This window comes from Pigmentiphaga sp. MLSB6-MA01 (assembly GCF_058793475.1).
The window spans coordinates 35,142-53,523 of sequence record NZ_JBXAFV010000016.1 but is presented as its reverse complement, the minus strand read 5'-3'; the positions used below and the strand labels follow the sequence as shown (position 1 = coordinate 53,523).

At 68.5% G+C, this 18,382-nt stretch carries 18 protein-coding genes; 8 read left to right on the top strand and 10 right to left on the bottom strand.

The features are described 5' to 3' along the window. Positions 1–627: an aminotransferase class IV gene (locus AC1Q6E_RS23160; RefSeq protein WP_152798685.1), complete on the top strand. Its 627-nt coding sequence runs from the start codon at positions 1–3 to the stop codon at positions 625–627. 9 nt (positions 628–636) lie between these two features. Here the strand turns inward: AC1Q6E_RS23160 and AC1Q6E_RS23155 are convergent, their stop codons facing one another. Then, positions 637–1,440 carry a tRNA threonylcarbamoyladenosine dehydratase gene (locus tag AC1Q6E_RS23155; protein WP_152798687.1) on the bottom strand — a complete coding sequence of 268 codons (804 nt, stop codon included), beginning with the start codon at positions 1,438–1,440 and terminating at the stop codon, positions 637–639. Positions 1,441–1,625: 185 nt separating this feature from the next. Here AC1Q6E_RS23155 and AC1Q6E_RS23150 point away from each other — a divergent pair, with 185 nt between their 5' ends. From AC1Q6E_RS23150 to AC1Q6E_RS23125, 6 genes are all read left to right on the top strand, one after another. Then, positions 1,626–2,855, top strand: a complete 1,230-nt coding sequence (locus AC1Q6E_RS23150) for an MFS transporter (protein ID WP_296556152.1) — start codon at positions 1,626–1,628, stop codon at positions 2,853–2,855. A gap of 1 nt (position 2,856) precedes the next feature. Further along, a complete protein-coding gene (locus tag AC1Q6E_RS23145; protein ID WP_492573582.1) occupies positions 2,857–3,501 on the top strand; it encodes a gamma-glutamylcyclotransferase in 645 nt (214 codons plus the stop codon). Between the two features lie 31 nt (positions 3,502–3,532). Continuing rightward, positions 3,533–4,168: a pyridoxamine 5'-phosphate oxidase gene (gene pdxH / locus AC1Q6E_RS23140; RefSeq protein ID WP_152794220.1), complete on the top strand. Its 636-nt coding sequence runs from the start codon at positions 3,533–3,535 to the stop codon at positions 4,166–4,168. 7 nt (positions 4,169–4,175) lie between these two features. Further along, complete coding sequence (locus AC1Q6E_RS23135; protein WP_152794222.1) at positions 4,176–5,261, top strand: DUF72 domain-containing protein; 1,086 nt, start codon at positions 4,176–4,178, stop codon at positions 5,259–5,261. Between the two features lie 64 nt (positions 5,262–5,325). Further along, positions 5,326–5,841 carry a flavin reductase family protein gene (locus tag AC1Q6E_RS23130; protein WP_152794224.1) on the top strand — a complete coding sequence of 172 codons (516 nt, stop codon included), beginning with the start codon at positions 5,326–5,328 and terminating at the stop codon, positions 5,839–5,841. Between the two features lie 22 nt (positions 5,842–5,863). Further along, entirely contained in the window at positions 5,864–6,640 is a 777-nt protein-coding gene (locus AC1Q6E_RS23125) for a hypothetical protein (protein ID WP_152794226.1), read from the top strand. A gap of 35 nt (positions 6,641–6,675) precedes the next feature. On the opposite strand, the gene AC1Q6E_RS23120 is transcribed toward AC1Q6E_RS23125, so the two are convergent. The 9 genes from AC1Q6E_RS23120 to AC1Q6E_RS23080 all read right to left on the bottom strand — a co-directional run bounded on the left by AC1Q6E_RS23120 (position 6,676) and on the right by AC1Q6E_RS23080 (position 17,305). Next, positions 6,676–7,671: an L-threonylcarbamoyladenylate synthase gene (locus tag AC1Q6E_RS23120; protein WP_492573581.1), complete on the bottom strand. Its 996-nt coding sequence runs from the start codon at positions 7,669–7,671 to the stop codon at positions 6,676–6,678. Positions 7,672–7,675: 4 nt separating this feature from the next. Continuing rightward, the gene (locus tag AC1Q6E_RS23115; RefSeq protein WP_152794230.1) at positions 7,676–8,851 is read right to left on the bottom strand and encodes a 5-(carboxyamino)imidazole ribonucleotide synthase; all 1,176 of its coding nucleotides are present in this window, start codon (positions 8,849–8,851) and stop codon (positions 7,676–7,678) included. After that, on the bottom strand, positions 8,848–9,378 hold the full coding sequence (gene purE, locus AC1Q6E_RS23110; protein WP_152794234.1) for a 5-(carboxyamino)imidazole ribonucleotide mutase: 531 nt from the start codon (positions 9,376–9,378) through the stop codon (positions 8,848–8,850). Before purE ends, AC1Q6E_RS23115 begins: the two co-directional genes overlap by 4 nt. A 92-nt stretch (positions 9,379–9,470) precedes the next feature. Then, complete coding sequence (locus AC1Q6E_RS23105) at positions 9,471–10,346, bottom strand: fumarylacetoacetate hydrolase family protein (RefSeq protein WP_296556155.1); 876 nt, start codon at positions 10,344–10,346, stop codon at positions 9,471–9,473. Further along, positions 10,343–13,045 carry an aconitate hydratase AcnA gene (gene acnA / locus AC1Q6E_RS23100; protein ID WP_492573580.1) on the bottom strand — a complete coding sequence of 901 codons (2,703 nt, stop codon included), beginning with the start codon at positions 13,043–13,045 and terminating at the stop codon, positions 10,343–10,345. The genes AC1Q6E_RS23105 and acnA overlap by 4 nt, the downstream gene beginning before the upstream one ends. Before the next feature lie 4 nt (positions 13,046–13,049). Beyond that, a complete protein-coding gene (locus tag AC1Q6E_RS23095; RefSeq protein ID WP_492573579.1) occupies positions 13,050–14,066 on the bottom strand; it encodes a cupin domain-containing protein in 1,017 nt (338 codons plus the stop codon). Between the two features lie 20 nt (positions 14,067–14,086). Continuing rightward, positions 14,087–15,073, bottom strand: coding sequence for a Bug family tripartite tricarboxylate transporter substrate binding protein (locus AC1Q6E_RS23090; protein ID WP_152794236.1), 987 nt, complete (start codon positions 15,071–15,073; stop codon positions 14,087–14,089). A gap of 272 nt (positions 15,074–15,345) precedes the next feature. After that, entirely contained in the window at positions 15,346–16,089 is a 744-nt protein-coding gene (locus AC1Q6E_RS23085; protein WP_296556158.1) for an IclR family transcriptional regulator, read from the bottom strand. 127 nt (positions 16,090–16,216) lie between these two features. Further along, on the bottom strand, positions 16,217–17,305 hold the full coding sequence (locus AC1Q6E_RS23080) for a YeiH family protein (RefSeq protein WP_152794238.1): 1,089 nt from the start codon (positions 17,303–17,305) through the stop codon (positions 16,217–16,219). Between the two features lie 118 nt (positions 17,306–17,423). On the opposite strand from AC1Q6E_RS23080, the gene AC1Q6E_RS23075 reads away from it, so the two are divergent. Next, positions 17,424–18,374 carry a LysR family transcriptional regulator gene (locus AC1Q6E_RS23075; RefSeq protein WP_296556192.1) on the top strand — a complete coding sequence of 317 codons (951 nt, stop codon included), beginning with the start codon at positions 17,424–17,426 and terminating at the stop codon, positions 18,372–18,374. Positions 18,375–18,382 lie beyond the last annotated feature (8 nt).

The following is an 18,382-nucleotide window of genomic DNA, read 5'->3' as shown; positions in this document are numbered from 1 at the left end:
ATGCGGCCGCAATTGATCGAGACCATCCGGGTCGAGAGCGACGGACGCATGCCGCTGCTGCCCTGGCACCTGGAGCGGCTCGGCGCCTCCTGCTCCGAACTCGCCTACCACTGGTCGGTGGACGCGGTGCAGCGGGCCATCGCCCGGGCTGCGGCCGCGCTGCCCGAAGGCACCGGGCACCGCCTGCGCGTGCTGGTCGCGGACAACGGCGCCGTCGAGGTCGAGACCTCGGTGCTGCCGCCGCTGCCGTCCCGCCCCCGGGTGGCGCTGGCCGCCGAGCGCCTGGATTCTGGCACGGCGCTGCTGCGCCACAAGACCACGTGGCGGCCCTGGTACGACGGCGCGGCGGCCTGGCTGGCCGGCCATCCCGACCACTTCGACGTGTTGTACCTGAACGAACGCGACGAGCTGTGCGAAGGCAGCCGTACCAACGCCTATCTGCTGCTGGACGGCCGCTGGCTCACGCCGCCGGTGTCCTGCGGCCTGCTGCCCGGCGTGCAGCGGGCGGCCCTGCTGGACGAGGAAAAGGTCGAGGAAGCCGTGGTGACGCGTGCCGACCTCGGCCGCGCGCAGGGACTGCGGCTGTCCAACGCCCTGCGCGGCTGGTTCGACGTGGTGCTCGATTAGGGCTTCCCGCTACGCCGGGAACACCACCCTCAGCACCTCATGCGCCGCCGCCAGCCCCATGGCGGCGGTCACCGTGACCGCCGACCCGTAGCCCGCGCAGGACAAACCCTGCGGCGCGCCGGCCGGCGCGTCCACGTCCTGGGTCCAGGCCGCCGGCAACCGGGCCGGCTGGTCCACCCACAGGGCGCGCACCTTCATCTTCGGCACCCGGCGCGCCGGCTTGCCCGCCGCGGTCGCTGCCTTGGGATAGCCGTGCTGGCGCCGAAGCTGGTTGCGTATCTTGGCCAGCAGGGGGTCGTTGACGGCTTCCGACAGGTCGCCCGCGCGCAGCGCCAGCGGATCCGTCTTGCCGCCCGCGCCGCCGCACACCACCAGCGGCGCGCCGCTGCGCCGGACGTGCAGGATCATGGCGATCTTGGCCGACACCTGGTCGGTGCAATCCAGCACCACGCTGCCTTCGTCCGCCAGCAGCCGCGCGGCATTGTCGGGATCGAGGAAATCATCGACCAGGTTCAGCGCGCACCGCGGGGAGATATCCCGGATGCGATCGGCCATGGCCTCGACCTTGGCCTGCCCCAGCGTGCTGTCCAGGGCGTGGACCTGGCGGTTGACGTTGGATTCGGCGATATGGTCCAGATCGATCAGCGTCAGGGTGCCGATGCCGCAGCGGGCCAGCGCCTCGGCCGCCCACGAGCCCACCCCGCCCAGCCCCACCACGGTGGCGCGCGCGGCGCGCAGGGTATCGAGGGCACCCGCCCCGTACAGGCGGTCCAGCCCGCCGAAGCGGCGCTCGGTGTCGATGTCGCAGCTCATGACGGAGACTCCGGGGGGAAAAGACGAGAAGACATGGAAACAGCCTGCCGGCGGCCGGAACGAGAACGGCTCCGATGTTAGCAGCCCGCCGGGCCGCCCCCTTCCCCGGGCACGGGGGTAGAATGGACCCCGACACAAGAAACCGCCGCGAGACCACGGCGACATTTTCCCGCTCCCGCCCCACCTTGCCTGCACCCACGTCGCGCCATGACGTCCCCGCCCCCGAGCCCCACGCCAGGCCGCTCGACGACCGTGGTGTCGCCGTCTTCTGTACGCTGGCGATCCTGAGCCACATGGCGCTGACCGGCGGACGGGTGACCGTATCGCTGGGCGCGCTGGCGCAGGGCGCCTCCAGCTTCACCGTGGGCGTGTTGATGGCGCTGTTCGCGCTGGTCCCCATGCTGCTGTCGGTCCACACCGGCCGCTGGGTGGACCACATCGGCGCGCGGCGGCCGCTGCGCATCGGCGTGGGCCTGCTGATTACCGGCAGCCTCCTGCCCTTCGCCGTGCCGGAAACGCAGGTGCTGTTCCTGTCCAGTTGCCTGACCGGCATCGGCTGCATGGTGTGCCAGATCTCCGTGCAGAACGTCATGGGCATCCATGCCTCGCCCGACCGGCGCATCGTCAATTTCTCGCGGCTGTCCCTGTCGCTGTCGATCTCGGGCTTCGGCGGCCCGCTGGTGGCCGGGCTGTCCATCGACCACCTGGGCGTGCGCTGGGCCTTCGGCGTGCTGCTGCTGTGCCAGTTGGGCGCGCTGGGGCTGCTGCTGCGGCAACAGCACCGGCTGCCCCGCGCGGCCGGCAACGCCCGGCCCGCCGCGCGCGAACAGGTCAGCGACCTGCTGGCCAGCCCCACGCTGCGCCGGGTGCTGGTCGCCACCGCCCTGCTGTCCGGCGCCTGGGACCTGAACTCGTTCATGGTGCCGATCTTCGGGGCCTCCATCGGTTTGTCGGCCACCACCATAGGCGTCATCCTGTCGGCCTTCGCCGTGGCCACCTTCGTCATCCGCATGCTGCTGCCGTGGATACAGCGGCGCCTGGCGCCCTGGACCCTGCTGCGCACCGCCATGTTCACCGCCAGCGCGGTCTACGTGCTGTACCCGTTTTTCCGCGACGTCTCCATCCTGATCATGCTTGCCTTCCTGCTGGGCCTGGCCCTCGGCAGCGGCCAGCCCAGCCTGCTGGCGCTGCTGCATACGCATGCGCCGCCCGGCCGCGCCGCCGAAGCGCTGGGCCTGCGCATGGCGACCATCAACGGCGGCCAGTTCGTGCTGCCGCTGGCCTTCGGCAGCCTGAGCGCGCTGGCCGGCCTGGGACTGCCCTTCTGGACCGTGGCCGCCTGCCTGCTGGCTGGCGGCATCTTCAACCGCTCGCCGAAGCGGTCCGTGGCCACGCGGCGCGGCGAGGCCCGCTGACGTGTCCCCCGAGGCGTTTCCACCCGAATACCGCCCGCTGCTCCTTAGCGAAGCCCAGCGCCAGGCCTCCATCGACGCGGCCCTGGGCGCCTGGCGCCCGCGCGACGACGTCTGGCTGTACGCCTACGGCTCGCTCATCTGGAATGCCGGTTTTCCGCTGCAGGAGCGGCGCCAGGCCGTCGTGCGCGGCTATCACCGTTCGCTGTGCCTGTGGTCACGCATCAACCGCGGCACGCTGTCCGCGCCGGGACTGGTGTTCGGGCTGAACCGGGGCGGCAGTTGCCGGGGCTTCGCGCTGCGTATCGCCGCCGCCGACGTCCGGTCCGTCTTCGCGGCCCTGTGGGAACGCGAGATGATGATGGGTTCGTACCTGCCCCGCTGGCTGCGCTGCGAAACCGCGCAGGGGGCCATCGACGCGCTGGCCTTCGTGATCGACCGGCACGGTTCGGGCTACGCCGGCGGACTTCAGGAAACGGAACTGCTGGCGGCGATCCGCCAGGGACATGGCCGCTACGGCGCCTGCGTGGACTACGTGCTCGACACCGCGCGGGCGCTGCGCGCCCACGGGATACGCGACCGCGCGCTCGAACGCCTCGCGCGCCGCCTGGCCGCCCCGCGCGAAGACGGGGACGGCAACCCGGTATAGTGAGGGCTGGAGCTTTTTCTTTCCGCCGACCATGTCCATCGCCGACATCCGCCAGAACTACCAGCAAGGCGCCCTGCTGGAAGCCGACGCGCCCGCCTCGCCGTTCGCATTGTTCGGGGCCTGGTTCGGCCGCGCCGTCTCCGACCAGTTGCCCGACCCCAACGCCATGGCACTGGCCACCGTGGACGAACGCGGCCGCCCGGCCGCCCGCACGGTGCTGCTCAAGGGCTACGACGAACGCGGCTTCGTGTTCTACACCAACTACCAGTCGCGCAAGGCGCGCGACCTGGCCCATCAGCCCTATGCCAGCCTGCTGTTCTTCTGGCCCCTCCATGAACGGCAGATCCGCATCGAAGGCCGTGTGGAACCAACCTCGGACCAGGAATCGGACGCCTATTTCCACAGCCGGCCGCTGGGCTCGCGCATCGGCGCCTGGGCCTCGGACCAGAGCACCGAGATTCCCGACCGCGACGTGCTGCGCGAGCGCGAGGCACGGCTGCGGGCCGAGCTGGGCGAGCATCCCCCCCGCCCCGCCCACTGGGGCGGATACCGCGTGGTACCGGACGCCATCGAATTCTGGCAGGGCCGGCCGTCCCGCCTGCACGACCGCCTGGTCTATCGCCCCCTGCCCGAAGGGGGCTGGCGCATCGTGCGCCTGGCGCCGTGACCGCCGTATGATCCCGCGGGATCCGTCGCCCCACCCGGACGAGCCGGCGGACGACGAGAACGGCGCGCAGCGCTCGTTCTTCGGCGACGCGCCCGCTCCGCCGCCAGCCAAGGCCAGGAGCCGGACCAAGGCCATCCCGGCCGCCGAACACCCCGACGCGCTGCGGCAGTTGGGCGCCGCGATGCCCGGGCAGTTGCACCTGGGCACCTCGTCGTGGGCCTTCGCCGGCTGGAACGGCATCGTCTACGGCGCCAAAGCCAGCGAATCGCTGCTGTCGCGCGAGGGCCTGCCGGCCTACTCCTCGCACCCCCTGCTCAACAGCGTCAGCCTGGACCGCACCTTCTACGCGCCCTTGAGCGCCGAGCAGTACGCCCACTACGCGAACCAGGTGCCCGTGGGCTTTCGCTTCGTCGTCAAGGCGCCCAACCTGGTGACCGATGCCGTGCTGCGCGACGACCGCGGCGCGCCGGCCGGCCCCAACCCCAGTTTCCTGGATCCGGTGCTGGCCACCGATCATTTCGTGGTCCCCTGCCTGGAAGGCCTGGGCACGAAGGCGGGCCCGCTGGTGTTCCAGTTTTCGCCGCTGCCGCCCGAGATCCTGGGCGACCCCGCTGGCTGGGTCGCCCGCCTGTCGGCCTTCCTGGCCGCGCTGCCTGCGCTGCCCGCCTCGCAAGGCCATGAACACCCCTTCTATGCGGTGGAGTTCCGCGATGCGCAGGCGGTCACGCCCCGCATGATGAAGATGCTGGCCGAGCGCGGCGTGCGCTACTGCGTCGCCATCCACGCGCGGATGCCGTCGGCGGCGCGCCAGATGCAGGCCGTGGCCGCCACCGGCCCCGGCCCGCTGGTGGTCCGCTGGAGCCTGCTGGCCGGACAGCGCTACGAAGCCGCCAAGGCGCGTTTCTCGCCCTTCGACAAGATCCAGGTCGAAGACCCCGAGACGCGGCGGGTCCTGGCCGAAGCCGCGCTGGCCGCCCACGCATCGGGCCAGCCGGCCTGGATCGTGGCCAACAACAAGGCCGAGGGCAGCGCTCCCCTGACGCTCGAGCTGCTGGCAAGGGAAATCGCGACACGCGCCGCGCCGCCCGGATAGAATGAGGGTTTACAGCAATATCAGCCACGCAACCCGCAACCTGGGTGCGTCAGCCGCCCCCTGGATGCCTGCAGCCCTTCCGGATTTCGACTCCACCGCGTTCCGCTCCGCCCTGGGCCGATTCGCCACCGGCGTGACCGTCGTCACCGCCATGGGCGCCGATGGGCGCCCTGTCGGCCTGACGGTCAGTTCGTTCAATTCCGTCTCGCTGTCCCCGCCCCTGGTGCTGTGGAGCCTGTCGCTCACCTCCGGGTCCCTGCCGGTGCTCGAAGCCGCCAGCCACTACGCGGTGAACGTGCTGGCGGCCGACCAGATCGATGTCGCCCGGCGTTTCGCCACGCGCGGCACCCCCTCCGAGCGCTTCGCGCACGTCTCCTGGCGGCCTGGCCGCCGCGGCGCCCCGCTGATCGACGGTTGCACGGCATGGTTCGAATGCTATAACCGCAGCAGGTACCGCGAAGGCGACCACTGCATCTTCGTCGGCGAAGTCGAGCATTGCGATCACACCGACGCCATGCCGCTGGTGTTCCATGCAGGAGGCTTCGACCTGACGCCCCAGCGGCCGCGCAAAACCCTCTGACCCCCTACCCGCCAGGCCTTCCATGCATCGTCGCACCGCCCTCTGCTCCCTGCTCTGCGCCTTGACCCTGACGGCCTGCAACGGCTATTTCGGCTCGGCCGAAGGCGATGGCGGAGGCGGCAGCGGCGGCAACAGCGACGCCCAGGGCATCTGGACCGGCAACCTCACCAGCGACACCTTGTCGCTGAGCATGCTGGTCACGCCCAGCAACGAACTGTGGGCCATGTCCTGGAGCGAGGGCTTCAGCCAGGTGCGACGCATGACCCGCGGCACGGGTTCCTTGAACGGCAAGGCCTTCTCCGGCACGGGCAAGACCTTCGGCACCGGCGACACCACGGTCGAGACGGCCAACCTGACCGGCACGGTCACCAGCGCGTCCAGCTTCGACGGCAACCTGGGCCAGAACGTCACCTTCACGTCCAGCTTCAGCAGCCAGTACAACGATGCCTTCGACCTGGCCAACTATGCCGGCACCTGGACCGGCCGTGACAGCACCAGTTCGGCCGTCACGATCACGCTGCAGTCCAATGGCGACTTCTCGGCGCGCTCGTCGATCAGCGGCCGTCCGGACACCTGCAACATCAACGGCGCGCTGGCCAAGGCCTCCTCGGGCAAGAACTATGCGACCACGACCTTCTCGTTCGGCAACGCCACGAACTGCCTGAGCCAGCACGCGGGCGCCAGCATGCAGGGCGTGGCGGTACGATTGACGGAAAAGGACAAGCAGCCGCTGCTGCTGATCATGGCCACCAACAGCGGCCAATCGGCGGCCTGGTTCGCCTACGCACGCAAGCAGTAGAACTGCCTGCGCCCAGGACGGAACCCGGGCCCGGCTCAGGCCTCGCCCGACCCCACCGCCGCCCGTCCCAGGCGGTCCCGCACCGCCGTCCAGGCGGGCGCCGCGGGCGGCTGTTCGAACAGCAGGACGTCCACACCCTTGCCATCCAGCTCGCGCAAGGCCGCGTAAAGCGCCCGCGCGTACCGCTCCGGATCGGCGGGCGCCTCCAGCCAGCAGGCCGCGCCGCCCGGATCGCGCCGGGCCCAGACACCCACCGAGCGGCCACGCGCCGCCTCCGCGGCGATCTCGTCCGCTAGCCGGCCCGACTCGACCAGCCTGAGCGGCGTGCGCGGCGCGTAATGCGCCGACAAAGACCCCGATACGCGCGGCACCGGACGCTGCGCGTCCATCTGGGCGCGGGTCAGCACGGCGCAGCCCAGCACCTCGGACAGGGCCAGCGCCGAGATATGGCCCGGACGCAGCAGGATGGGAATCTGGGTGGACACGTCGACGATGGTCGATTCGATGCCGACTTCGCAGGGCCCGCCGTCCAACACCAGCGGCACCGCATCGCCGAACTCGTCGGCCACGTGTCCCGCGGTGGTCGGACTGACCCGGCCGAAGCGATTGGCCGACGGCGCCGCCAGCCCGCCGCCGAAGGCGGCCAGCACGGCCTGCGCGGCCGGATGCGCGGGGCAGCGCAGGCCCACCGTGTCCTGTCCGCCCGTGACGGCATCCAGCACGCCGGCGGCGCGCGGGAGTATCAGCGTCAACGGTCCCGGCCAGAACGCATCCATCAGCCGGCGGGCGGCATCGGGAATACGCGCGGCCCAGCACGACAGGTCGGCGCCCGCCGCGACATGCACGATGACGGGATGGTCGTTGGGCCGGCCCTTGGCGGAAAAGATGCGTGCGACCGCCGCCGCATCCGAGGCGTCCGCGGCCAGGCCATAGACGGTCTCGGTGGGCAGGCCCACCAGTTGTCCGGCCCGCAGCAGGGCCACCGCCTGCGCGATGGCCTCGGGCGTGGGCGGCAGGATGCGCGCGCTCATGCGGCTACGGATAGGCGATGCCGAGCGCCGCCGCCACCTGCGCGGCGCTGCGCTCGGCCTGCGCCCGGTCGGTGCCCAGGCAGGTCACGTGGCCCATCTTGCGGCCGCGCCGCGCCTCGACCTTGCCATACAGGTGCAGTTTGGCGGTAGAGGCTTGCAGGGCCTGGCTCCAGGCCGGTTCGACAGGCTGTTCGCCCGCCTGCAACCAGATGTCGCCCAGGATGTTGAGCATGACCGACGCGGCCAGCGGGTCCGACGACCCCAGCGGCTGGCCCGCCAGCACCCGCGCCTGCTGCTCGAACTGGCTGGTGACGCAGGCATCGATGCTGTAGTGGCCGCTATTGTGCGGCCGCGGCGCGATCTCGTTGACGATCAGGCGGTCGCCGGGCAGCACGAAAAACTCGACGCACAGCACGCCGCAATACTCCAGTCCGGCCGCGACCTGCAACGCCGCGGCGCGGGCGCGGCCCACGATGTCCTCGGAGGCGCGCGGCGACGGCACGGTCGAGATCGCCAGGATCCCGTCGCGATGCACGTTCTCGGAAACGGGATAGGTCACCACTTCGCCGTCGAAACCGCGCGCGACGACGACGGAGATCTCGAACTCCAGCGGCAGCCGGGCCTCGAGCACGCAGGGCACGTTGCCGAACGAGGCGAACGCGGCGCGGGCCTCGTGGGCGGACTCGACCCGGGCCTGGCCCTTGCCGTCGTAGCCCAGGCGGGCGGCCTTCAGGATGCCGGGAAACAGCGAGGCGGAAGCGGCCGCGATATCGGCCTCGGAACGGATCTCGGCATAGGGCGCGACAGGCACGCCTATCGAGGCGATGTAGCCTTTCTCGGCGATGCGGTCCTGGGCAATGGCCACCGCCTCCGCGGCCGGGCTGACCTGGCAGCGCCGGGCCAGTTTCTCCAGGCTGGCGGCCGGAACGTTCTCGAATTCGGTGGTGACGGCGGCGCAGCGTTCGGCCAATTGCGCCAGGCCGGCTTCGTCGTCGTAGCCGGCGCGGATATGCAGATCGGCCACCGCGCCGGCGGGACAATCGGCGATCGGGTCCAGCACCGCGACGCGATATCCCATGCTTTGCGCGGCATGGCAGAACATCCGCCCCAGTTGCCCGCCGCCCAACAGCCCCAGCCAGCCGCCGGGCTGCACCACGCGCGCCTTCGTGCCCGCGCTCATGCCTGGCCTCCCGGAGGCAGCGCCATCGCGCGCGCGGCCTCGGTCTGGCGGGCACGGAAGGCCTCGAGCTTCTGCCGCAGCGCCGGATCGGTACAGGCCAGGTTGGCCACCGCGTGCAGCGCCGCGTTGGCCGCGCCCGCCTCGCCGATGGCGAAGGTGGCGACCGGCACGCCCTTGGGCATCTGCACGATGGAAAGCAGGGAATCCTCGCCGCGCAGGTACTTGGAGGGCACCGGCACCCCGAACACCGGCACCGGCGTCAGCGCCGCCAGCATGCCCGGCAAGTGGGCCGCGCCGCCGGCGCCCGCGATGATGGCGCGCAACCCCCGGCGGGTGGCCTCGGCGCCGTACTCGACCATGTCGAGCGGCATGCGGTGGGCCGAGACCACGCGGGCCTCGTGCGCCACGCCGAATTCATCGAGCACGGCGACGGCATGCTTCATGATCTCCCAGTCGCTGGAAGACCCCATGACGATGCCGATCTGCACCGCCCCGGGGGAAGAAGAGGAAGAAGGGGAACTGGACATGTGGGACCTTGCAGGCACCCGGCGTGCCGGGGCAGCGGGCGAGCGTCGAAAAACGCGATTTTAACCTGCGCCGGCCCGGCGGAACACCGTGCCTAGGCAGGCTGCCGAAACAGCGGCCCGCGGCCCGAGTCTCCTTGGACGACACCGATCACCATCGAGCCGACCCGTTCGAACTCGATGCGGACCCGGTCACCGGGTTTTATCGGCCCGACGCCGGCCGGCGTGCCACCAGCGATGATATCGCCGGGTTCGAGCGTCATGACCTGGGATGCCATTTCCACCATGCCGGGGATGTCCAGGACCAGATCGCGGTTATTCGCGTCCTGCCGCAGTTCATCGTTTACCCACAGCCGCCCGCGCAACCGCGAGGGGTCGCCCACTTCATCCGCCGTGACTATCCATGGCCCCATGGGACAGAACGTGTCGAACGCCTTGCGCGCGACCCTCTCTTCCTTGCCGCGAACCACGACGTCGATCAGGCACGAATACCCGAAAACATGTTCCTGCCACTTCTCCCGGGGAATGTCACGTCCGCGCTTGCCGATGACGATTGCCAGTTCGCATTCATGGTCCACACGACGCGAGGCGTCAATCGCCGGCAGGACGATGGGTTCACCGGCGCCGGACAACGACGATGGCGGCTTCAGGAAAAAACCCTGCGCGGGCGCGCGGACGGACTGTCCCATTTCCCTGGCGTGGTCGTCGTAGTTCACCGGGTAGGCGATCACCTTGCTGGCGGCCGGCACGGGCGCCAGCAGGCGGACCGCGTCGAGCGACAGGCTCGTCGACGCCGACAGGGTGCGTTTCTTCAAAATCGGCTCATATTGCGCATACATGTCGATCAGCCGGTTCATGGCAACGGGAGGCGAACCGGGCAGATCTGGCCCGACGACGTCGGATACATCGATCACCCGGTCCCCTTCCGCCACGATACCGATACGCCCTTCGTCAAATCTGATCAGCTTCACTTTCTCTCCTGGATGTTCACGGCGACAGCTGCCGTCAATTCTCGCAATACCTGGGGAATCAAGCCGCCCTGGCGGTAGCACTCGACCTCCTCCACGGTGTCCAGCCGGCACCGGACCGATATTTCCGCGCGGGTACCGTCGGTTCTCATGATCGACAATCGCAGGATCGCGCCCGGCGTGAGGACGGGTTCCATACACCAGAGATCGAAAATCTCCGTCCCGTCGATCTTCAACGACCGACGGGTCTCGCCACTCAGGAACTCCACGGGCAAGACCCCCACATTGACCAGGTTCGCGCGGTGTATACGCTCGAAACTCTCGGCCAGCACAGCCTCCACGCCAAGGAGCCGTACCCCCTTCGCGGCCCAGTCGCGCGATGAGCCGGCTCCGTACTTTTCGCCAGCCACGACCAGGGAGCCCACGCGCCGCTGCCGATAGGCGGTTCCCGCTTCGAATACCGTGACCAGCCTGCCATCCGGCTGGAGCCGGGTCACACCGCCCCGTTGTTCGCCCGCCATCTCATTTCTCAAATGCGGGTTGACGAAAATCGAGCGGATCCCCAACTCATGATTGCCGCGCCGAGTGCCGTAGGTATTGAAATCCGACGGTCTGACGCCATGGTCCAGAAGATACTGGCCGGCCGGGCCGCTGGCCGCGATCTCGCCATTGGGCGCGATATGGTCGGTGGTGATTTCATCACCCAGCACGAGCAGCGGCCGCAGACCCGACAGAGGAAGGTCCCGAGGCACGGCCATGTCGGGCTCGACGAAGGGCGAGGGCCGAAGATAGGTGCTGGCAGCGCTCCACGAATACCGATCGTCCGACGTGGCCAGCGATCGCCATCTGGCATCGCCTTCGGCGGCCGTCTGATAGTGACGCGCGTACGAACGCGGATCCACCAGATCCGCCATGGCCCGTCGGATCTCTTCGCGAGACGGCCAGAGATCGTCAAGATGAACGTCCCGGCCGTCGCTGTCGACGCCAAGCACATCACGCAGGGGATCGATGGTGGTTCGCCCCCAGAGCGCGTAGGCGATGACCAGGGCAGGTGACGCCAGAAAGGCCGCACTAACCCTGGGATGGATGCGTCCTTCGAAATTGCGGTTGCCGGACAGCACCGCGCACGTCCAGATGCGACGCCTCCCGATCTCTTCCTCCAGCTCCCTGGACAAGGAGCCCGAATTTCCGTTGCAGGTCCCGCAGGCGTAGCCGACGACATGAAAACCCAGTTGCTCCATTGGCGCGAGCAGGCCGCTTTGTCTCAAATACTCGGTCACGGTCCGGGATCCCGGCGCCAGCGAAGTCTTCACCCACGGCTTGGGCTGGAGGCCCCTCGCGACCGCGTGCCGAGCGAGCAGCCCGGCGGTCACCATCCCCTCGGGGTTTGCCGTGTTGGTGCAACTCGTGATCGCCGCGATAAGAACCGCGCCATCCGGTATGCCGCCATCGGCCGCCGGTTGTTCCATCGGCCGTTCATGACCGGCGACCAGATCGGCCATCGTTCGCGCGGCCTCGGTCAACGGTATCCGCTGGTTGGGACGCGCCGGGCCGGCCAGGCAGGGTTCGACCCGGCTCAGATCGAAATCGACGACCTCGTCGAACTCGGGCTCGGGCATGCCGTCTTGCCGCCATAGGCGTTGCGCCTTGCAATAGGACTCGACCAGCGCAACCTGGTGTTCATCACGACCGGTGGATCGAAGATAGTCGATGCAACGTCCGTCAACCGGAAAGAACGCACAGGTCGCGCCATATTCCGGCGCCATGTTCGCAATGGTTGCGCGATCCGCCGACGTCAGCGAGTCCAGGCCGGGACCACAGAACTCCACGAACTTGTTGACCACCTTCCGTGCTCGCAACACTTCGGTCAGGCTAAGCACGAGATCGGTCGCGGTGGTTCTCCCCCCCAGCGCACCGCCAAGCCTGACCCCGACGACGGGAGGCACCAGGATCGACAACGGCCGGCCCAGCATCGCGGCTTCGGCATCCAGCCCGCCTACCCCCCAGCCCAGCACGCCGATCCCGTTCACCATGGTGGTATGGCTATCCGTACCGATCATCGTGTCGGGATAGACCCAGGCTTCCCCGTCCTCCTCACGGGTCCAGGCAACACGGGCCAGCGTTTCCAGATTGACCTGATGCATGATTCCCGTCTCGGGAGGAAAGGCCCGGAAATTCCGGAAAGCGCGCGAGCACCAGGCCAGGAAAGCCAACCTCTCCCGATTGCGCCCATACATCAGATCGACATTGCGCGCATGGGCATCGGCGGTGCCCGCATGCTCGGAAATCGTCGAGTGATCGATGACGAGGTCCACCGGAATCCTGGGGTCGACGCTACGCGGGTCGCCACCCGCGCGAGCCACGGCATCCCGCAGCGACGCCATGTCCACCATCGCGGGGACCCCCAGGAAATCCTGCAGCAGGATGCGGCCGGGAAAGAACGGCACTTCCAGGTTCCGTTCACCGGCGGCCACTCTCCGCGCGAGCGCAAGGCGAACGTCGCTGGAGGCCGCGCGTCCGGTCATGCCGCCACGCAAGACGTTTTCGCAGAGCACGCGCAGGCTATAGGGCAGGCGCGCCAATGCCGCGCCATCCACCGCGGCTGGCAGATCGCAGTAACGGTAGAGCTGGCCTTGCACCCGCAGCATCGCGGTGGCGGGATCCCGCGGGGCGGTCGCCGCCCGATGTGAAGAATTGGCCATCACGTCACCCCTGCGCTTCGCGCCACAGCCCGACCGCCTTCAGAAGCGGGGCGTTCGACACCGAGAAAACGAAGCTTTGCCGCACGGCTTCGAGCCGCAGCTCGGTCCATGACGGCACCAGCAGCATGTCGTGAAGACCCAGGAGGTACGAACGTCCTCCAAGGCTTGCGCGCACCTCTCCTTCCGTCACGACCAACAACGACGTTTCCGTGCTCTTCAGCGGCCGGGTAACCATGCCGCCGGGCAAGGCCTGGAGATGGGCGGCAATGGTCGGCAGCACGGCCCCACCGCTGCGAGGGTCGATGTACTGGAGCTTGACGCCTCGCCAGGGATCGAGCTCCCCGGCACTCATCAGTTGCATGACGGCCGCGCGTGATCGCGTGTAGGCATAGCGCTTCAAATAGCGTCCGTCCGTCAAGGCGGCATCGATGCCGCCGGTTGGCAACATGCCTTGGCCGAACATGGCTTCCGAAGTACCCGGCGGCGACGACAACTGTTGGCGCTCGTCACCTCCCCATTCACGGAACTCCGCATCCAGGGTCGCCACCAGCGGAACGTCGAGCACGTCCAGCCAGAGAGCGGGGTCCTGGCCGTCATGGCCATGGTCATGCCACGCCCAGCGCGGCGTGACGAGCAGGTCGCCTGGTTCGATCGGCAGGCGTTCACCATCGATCGCCGCGTGGGCGCCGTTCCCTTCGAACGCGAACCTGAGTGCCGCCTGCGAATGACGGTGCACCGGAGCCACCTCCCCCGGCAGCAGCAACTGCACGCCGGCGAACAGCGTCGGCGACATGCTCCATGTACCGGACATCGCCGCATTCTCGAGGATGAGGACTCGCCGCTCGCACTCCGCGTGCGACATGTGCGGCGCCGCGCGCAGCAACAAGCTCCTTATGGCCGCGTACGACCAACTTTGCGGCGCGCATCGGCTTTCCGGCTGCCCGCGCATGCCGGGGCGCCTCCACATCGGCGCCAGACCCGCGGCCCGCGCTTCGCTTTCCAAGACATCGAGGGGCTTCATGGCCGTTCCCGTCGCCGCGCTCATTCGGAACGCATCCCGGCATCCCGCGCGACCTGGGAGAGACGCTCGAGGTCGCGCGCCATGAGGTTCTCGAGCTCCTGTGGAGAACTCGTCTGCGCTTCGAACATGAGATCGGCCAACTGCTGCTTGAAGCCGGGATCTTTCAAGATTGCCTGCAAAGCCGTATTGAGCCTCGCCGTCACCGCCGGCGGCATCCGCGCCGGCCCCAGGAAACCGTACCAGGCGGTCAGCTCCACGCCCGGAAAGCCCAGTTCGGCGAATGTCGGCGTATCGGGCAACAACGACGAACGCGTGGGCGCGGTCACGGCCAGCGGTACCAGCTTGCCCGCTCGGGCCAGCGGGACCGCGTCCGGCCCGAAGAGGTAGATGAGAGGAACATGGCCGCCCAGCGCATCCGTGATGGCTTGCGTGATCCCCTTGTATGGGACGTGCTGCAAGGGAACGTTCGCCGCGCGCCGGAAAAGCTCGCCGGCGAGGTGGCCCGCCGTGCCGATGCCCGCGGAGGCGTAGTTCATCCCTCCCGTAGAAGCCTTCGCCTTCTTGATGAGGTCGGAGACCGAGGCAATGTCCGCGCCGGGATACGCCATCAGCACGGAGGGGGTGTACCCCACCAGCGAGATCGGCGTGAAGTCTCGCAGCGGATGGTAGGAGAGTTTGCCGTTGATGCTGCCATTGATGACGTGCACGACATTCGCGCTCAGGAGCGTGTAGCCGTCGGGGGCCGAATGGGCCACGGCCTGCGTGCCAATAATCGCGCCCGCCCCCGGCCGGTTGTCAATGATCATGGGCTGGCCCAGCCGGGATGCCAGTTGCTCGGCGATCCGGCGTACCAGCAGGTCGTTGGCGCTTCCCGGGGGAGCGGGTACGACCACCTTGATGGGCTTCGAGGGATAGCCCGGGTCCCCCTGCGCCCCGCAGGCAAAAGGCAACGATAGAGCGAGGGCGAAAGCCCCCGACACGGCACGTCTTGCACGGTCTTTTTTCATGAAGTCTCCGTTGAGAACGGGCGTTTGCGGCCGCCCTGGCGACAGCCGATTGCACGCGTCACCATTATTTTAGAACGCATTCTATTTTATGATCCACCTATTTTCAAGGGGAACGGCGTCGAAACACGAGGGACGAAAAGCGGCCGGCCCGATCGCCGGATCAATGACCCGGGAGCCTCACTTCAAATGAACAAGGGATGCGAAGGAGCCGTCACCGTCCGTGCGGGGCATGATCCACGCCGGACGCTGGGAAGCCTCGTGCGGAGGCTGTGCTATTGCTGGGGTGCGAGCACGGCGTCGAAACGCTCGGCGGGGCCGCCCAGGCCCTGCGTAAGCTCGGCCGCTGCTTCCAGGACTTTGCGGGAAATGAGCTGGACCGCCTCTGGCGTAAAGCGAAACCGGGGGCCGCTGACGCTCAAGGCGCCCGCGAGGTCGCCATCCAGTCCGAACACGGGAGCTCCTATGCCCGCCATGTCCTTTTCGATCTCGCCGACCGCCACTGCCAGCAGGTTGTCGCCGGCCGGCCTGTCCGTGCGGGCACCAGCCGCGAATGTCGTCAGGACCCGACCCGCGGAACCCAGTCCCATCGGACGCACATCGCCGGCATACAGGTGATCGCGAATGATCTGTTTGGAATCGACCCGGAAGAGCACCACGCGAACGTTGTCTTGCACGATGTTGAACGAGGCGCTTTCACCGGTCTCGTCGGACAGGCGCTCGAGGACCGGCATGATCAATTCCCGGGGGCGCAGGTTGCGCTGGTAGTGCGCACCCAGCCGAAACGGCTTGGCCCCCACCTGATAGGCGCCGTCGGCATGCCGAAGAATGTAGCCGCGAGCCGCCAGGGTCTGGGTCAGGCGAAGAATCGTGCTTTTGTAGAGTCCGGTCCGTTCAGCCAGCTCCGCCAGGGACAGCGTTTCCCGCGTGGTCAGGAACGCGTCCAGGACGTCGAGGGCGCGCTCGACCGCGGCGACGGTCTTGGCCCCGCCGTCCTGGTCGGATACGTCGACCGACACAGCCTTCTTCGACTGCGACTCTCGTTTTTCTCGAACCGTCATACCCTTGCAACACCCCAGTTAGCCGAGCGAGCCGAGTAGTCTATCTCACTCCGGCACGGCTTTATGGCGTTGCTGGGTCCCGGTCCTAGCCGATCAGCGCATTGACCAGCGCGCCGCCGCCCACCAGCCAGACGAACAGCAGCCCCGCCAGCAGCAACGGACGCATCCCGGCGCGGCGGATGGCGCCGACATGCGTCGTCAACCCCAGCGCGGCCATCGCGATGGCCAGCAGCAAGGTATCGAAGTCGATCGCGGCCGACATCAGCCAGTCAGGGATCCGCACCAACGAATTGAACACCACCATGGCGATGAAACCGACGGCGAACCAGGGGATGCACAGGCTGCTGCCTTCGCCCTTGCCTTCGGCCTTGCCCCGGGCGCCCTCCCAGGCCAGCCAGGCGGACAGGCCCAGCAGGAACGGGGCCAGCATCATGACCCGCACCATTTTCGCGATCACGGCGGTGTCTGCCGCCTCGGTTCCCACCGCGCGGGCCGCGGCGATGACCTGGGCCACCTCGTGCACCGTGGAGCCGACGTAGACGCCGAAGCCGTGCGTGCCACCGGGTATCAGGCCCCATTGCTGGTTCAGCTCATACAGGAAAGGGTAGAGAAACATCGACACCGTGCCGAACACCACTACCGTCGCGACCGCCACCGCGACCTGGTCGGCCTTGGCGCGCAACACCGGCGCGGTGGCCATGACCGCGGCGGCGCCGCAGATGGAGCCGCCGGCCCCGATCAGCCAGGCCGATGTCCGGTCGAGCTTGAACACCCGCGTCCCCACCAGCCAGGCCAGGCCGAAGGTCGACAGCAGCATGACCGCGTCGATGGCCACGCCCGCGGCGCCGACGCCGCCTATGTCCTGCCACGTCAGGCGCAGGCCATACAGGATCACGCCCGCGCGCAGCAGGGTCTGCTTCGCCACCCCTACTCCGGCCGCGCTGGGCGCGGCGATGCGCGGATAGACGGTGTTGCCCACCAGCATGCCCAGCACGATGGCCAGCGTCAGCGCGCTGAGCCCCCGGCTGGCGAAGAAATCCCACCCTGCCAGCCCCATCGCGGCGACTCCGATGGCGGTCGCCAGCAGCAGGCCGGGGGCCACCTGCCGGAAGAATCCGGCCTTGCCCTGGGAAGAACGGCCGGCGGCGACATGGGTGGCAGACGAATTCGACATAAGCTAATAACTTCCGGAATGAATGCCCTCCACTCTAAGGAAGTCCTTCGATACGGCAAAACGGTTTATTTTTGTATATTCAAGCTGGAAAACTGGTAATTCGAGTTATATGGAAGCCTTGCGCCTGACCCTGCGCCAATTGCAGATATTCGCCGCCGTCGCGGACACCGGCAGCACCAGCGCCGCGGCCGCGGCCGTGGCGCTGTCCCAGTCCGCTACCAGCGCGGCGCTGAACGACCTGGAGCGGGCCCTGGAAATGGCCCTGTTCGACCGCGTGGGCAAGCGCCTGGTGCTCAACGACAACGGCCGGGAACTGCTGCCCCAGGCCCGGGAACTGCTCGACCGCGCCACCGCGATCGAGCGTTGGGCTCGCGACGGCCAGGGCCACGTGGGCGTGCTGCGCATCGGCGCCAGCACCACCATCGGCAACTACGTGCTGCCCACCCTGCTGGCGGGCTTCCAGCGCGAACTGGCGGACAGCGGACAGCCGCAATGGACCGCCCATGTCGCCATCGCCAATACCCTGGCCATCGCCACCCAGGTGGTGAATTTCGAGCTGGACCTGGCCCTGGTCGAGGGGCCTTGCGAACAGCCCGAACTGACCGTGGAACCCTGGCTGACCGATGAACTCGTGATCGTGGCCGGAGCGCGCGACCCCGTCGTCCCGCCGCCAGGCGGCCGGGTCTCGACAGCCCAACTGCGCGCCGCCACGTGGCTGCTGCGTGAAGAAGGTTCCGGCACCCGCGAGACCATACGCGAAGCACTGACCCCGCATCTGCATCACATGAAATCGGGCATCGAGTTCGGCAACTCGGAAGCGATCAAGCGCGCCGCCGCCGGCGGGCTGGGCATCACCTGCCTGTCGCGCTGGGTGGTCAGCGACATGCTGGCGACCGGGGAACTGGTCGAACTGCCCACGGAGCTGCCCCGTCTCGACCGCTCGTTCTACCTGATCTCCCACTCGCGCAAACTCGCCACGCCCGGCGTACGGCGCCTGACGGCCTACCTGCGGGACTTCGCGCAAGACCCGGCGGCGGCCGGGGCCCCGGCCCGCCCTCGGGAAAAATGAAGCACAAT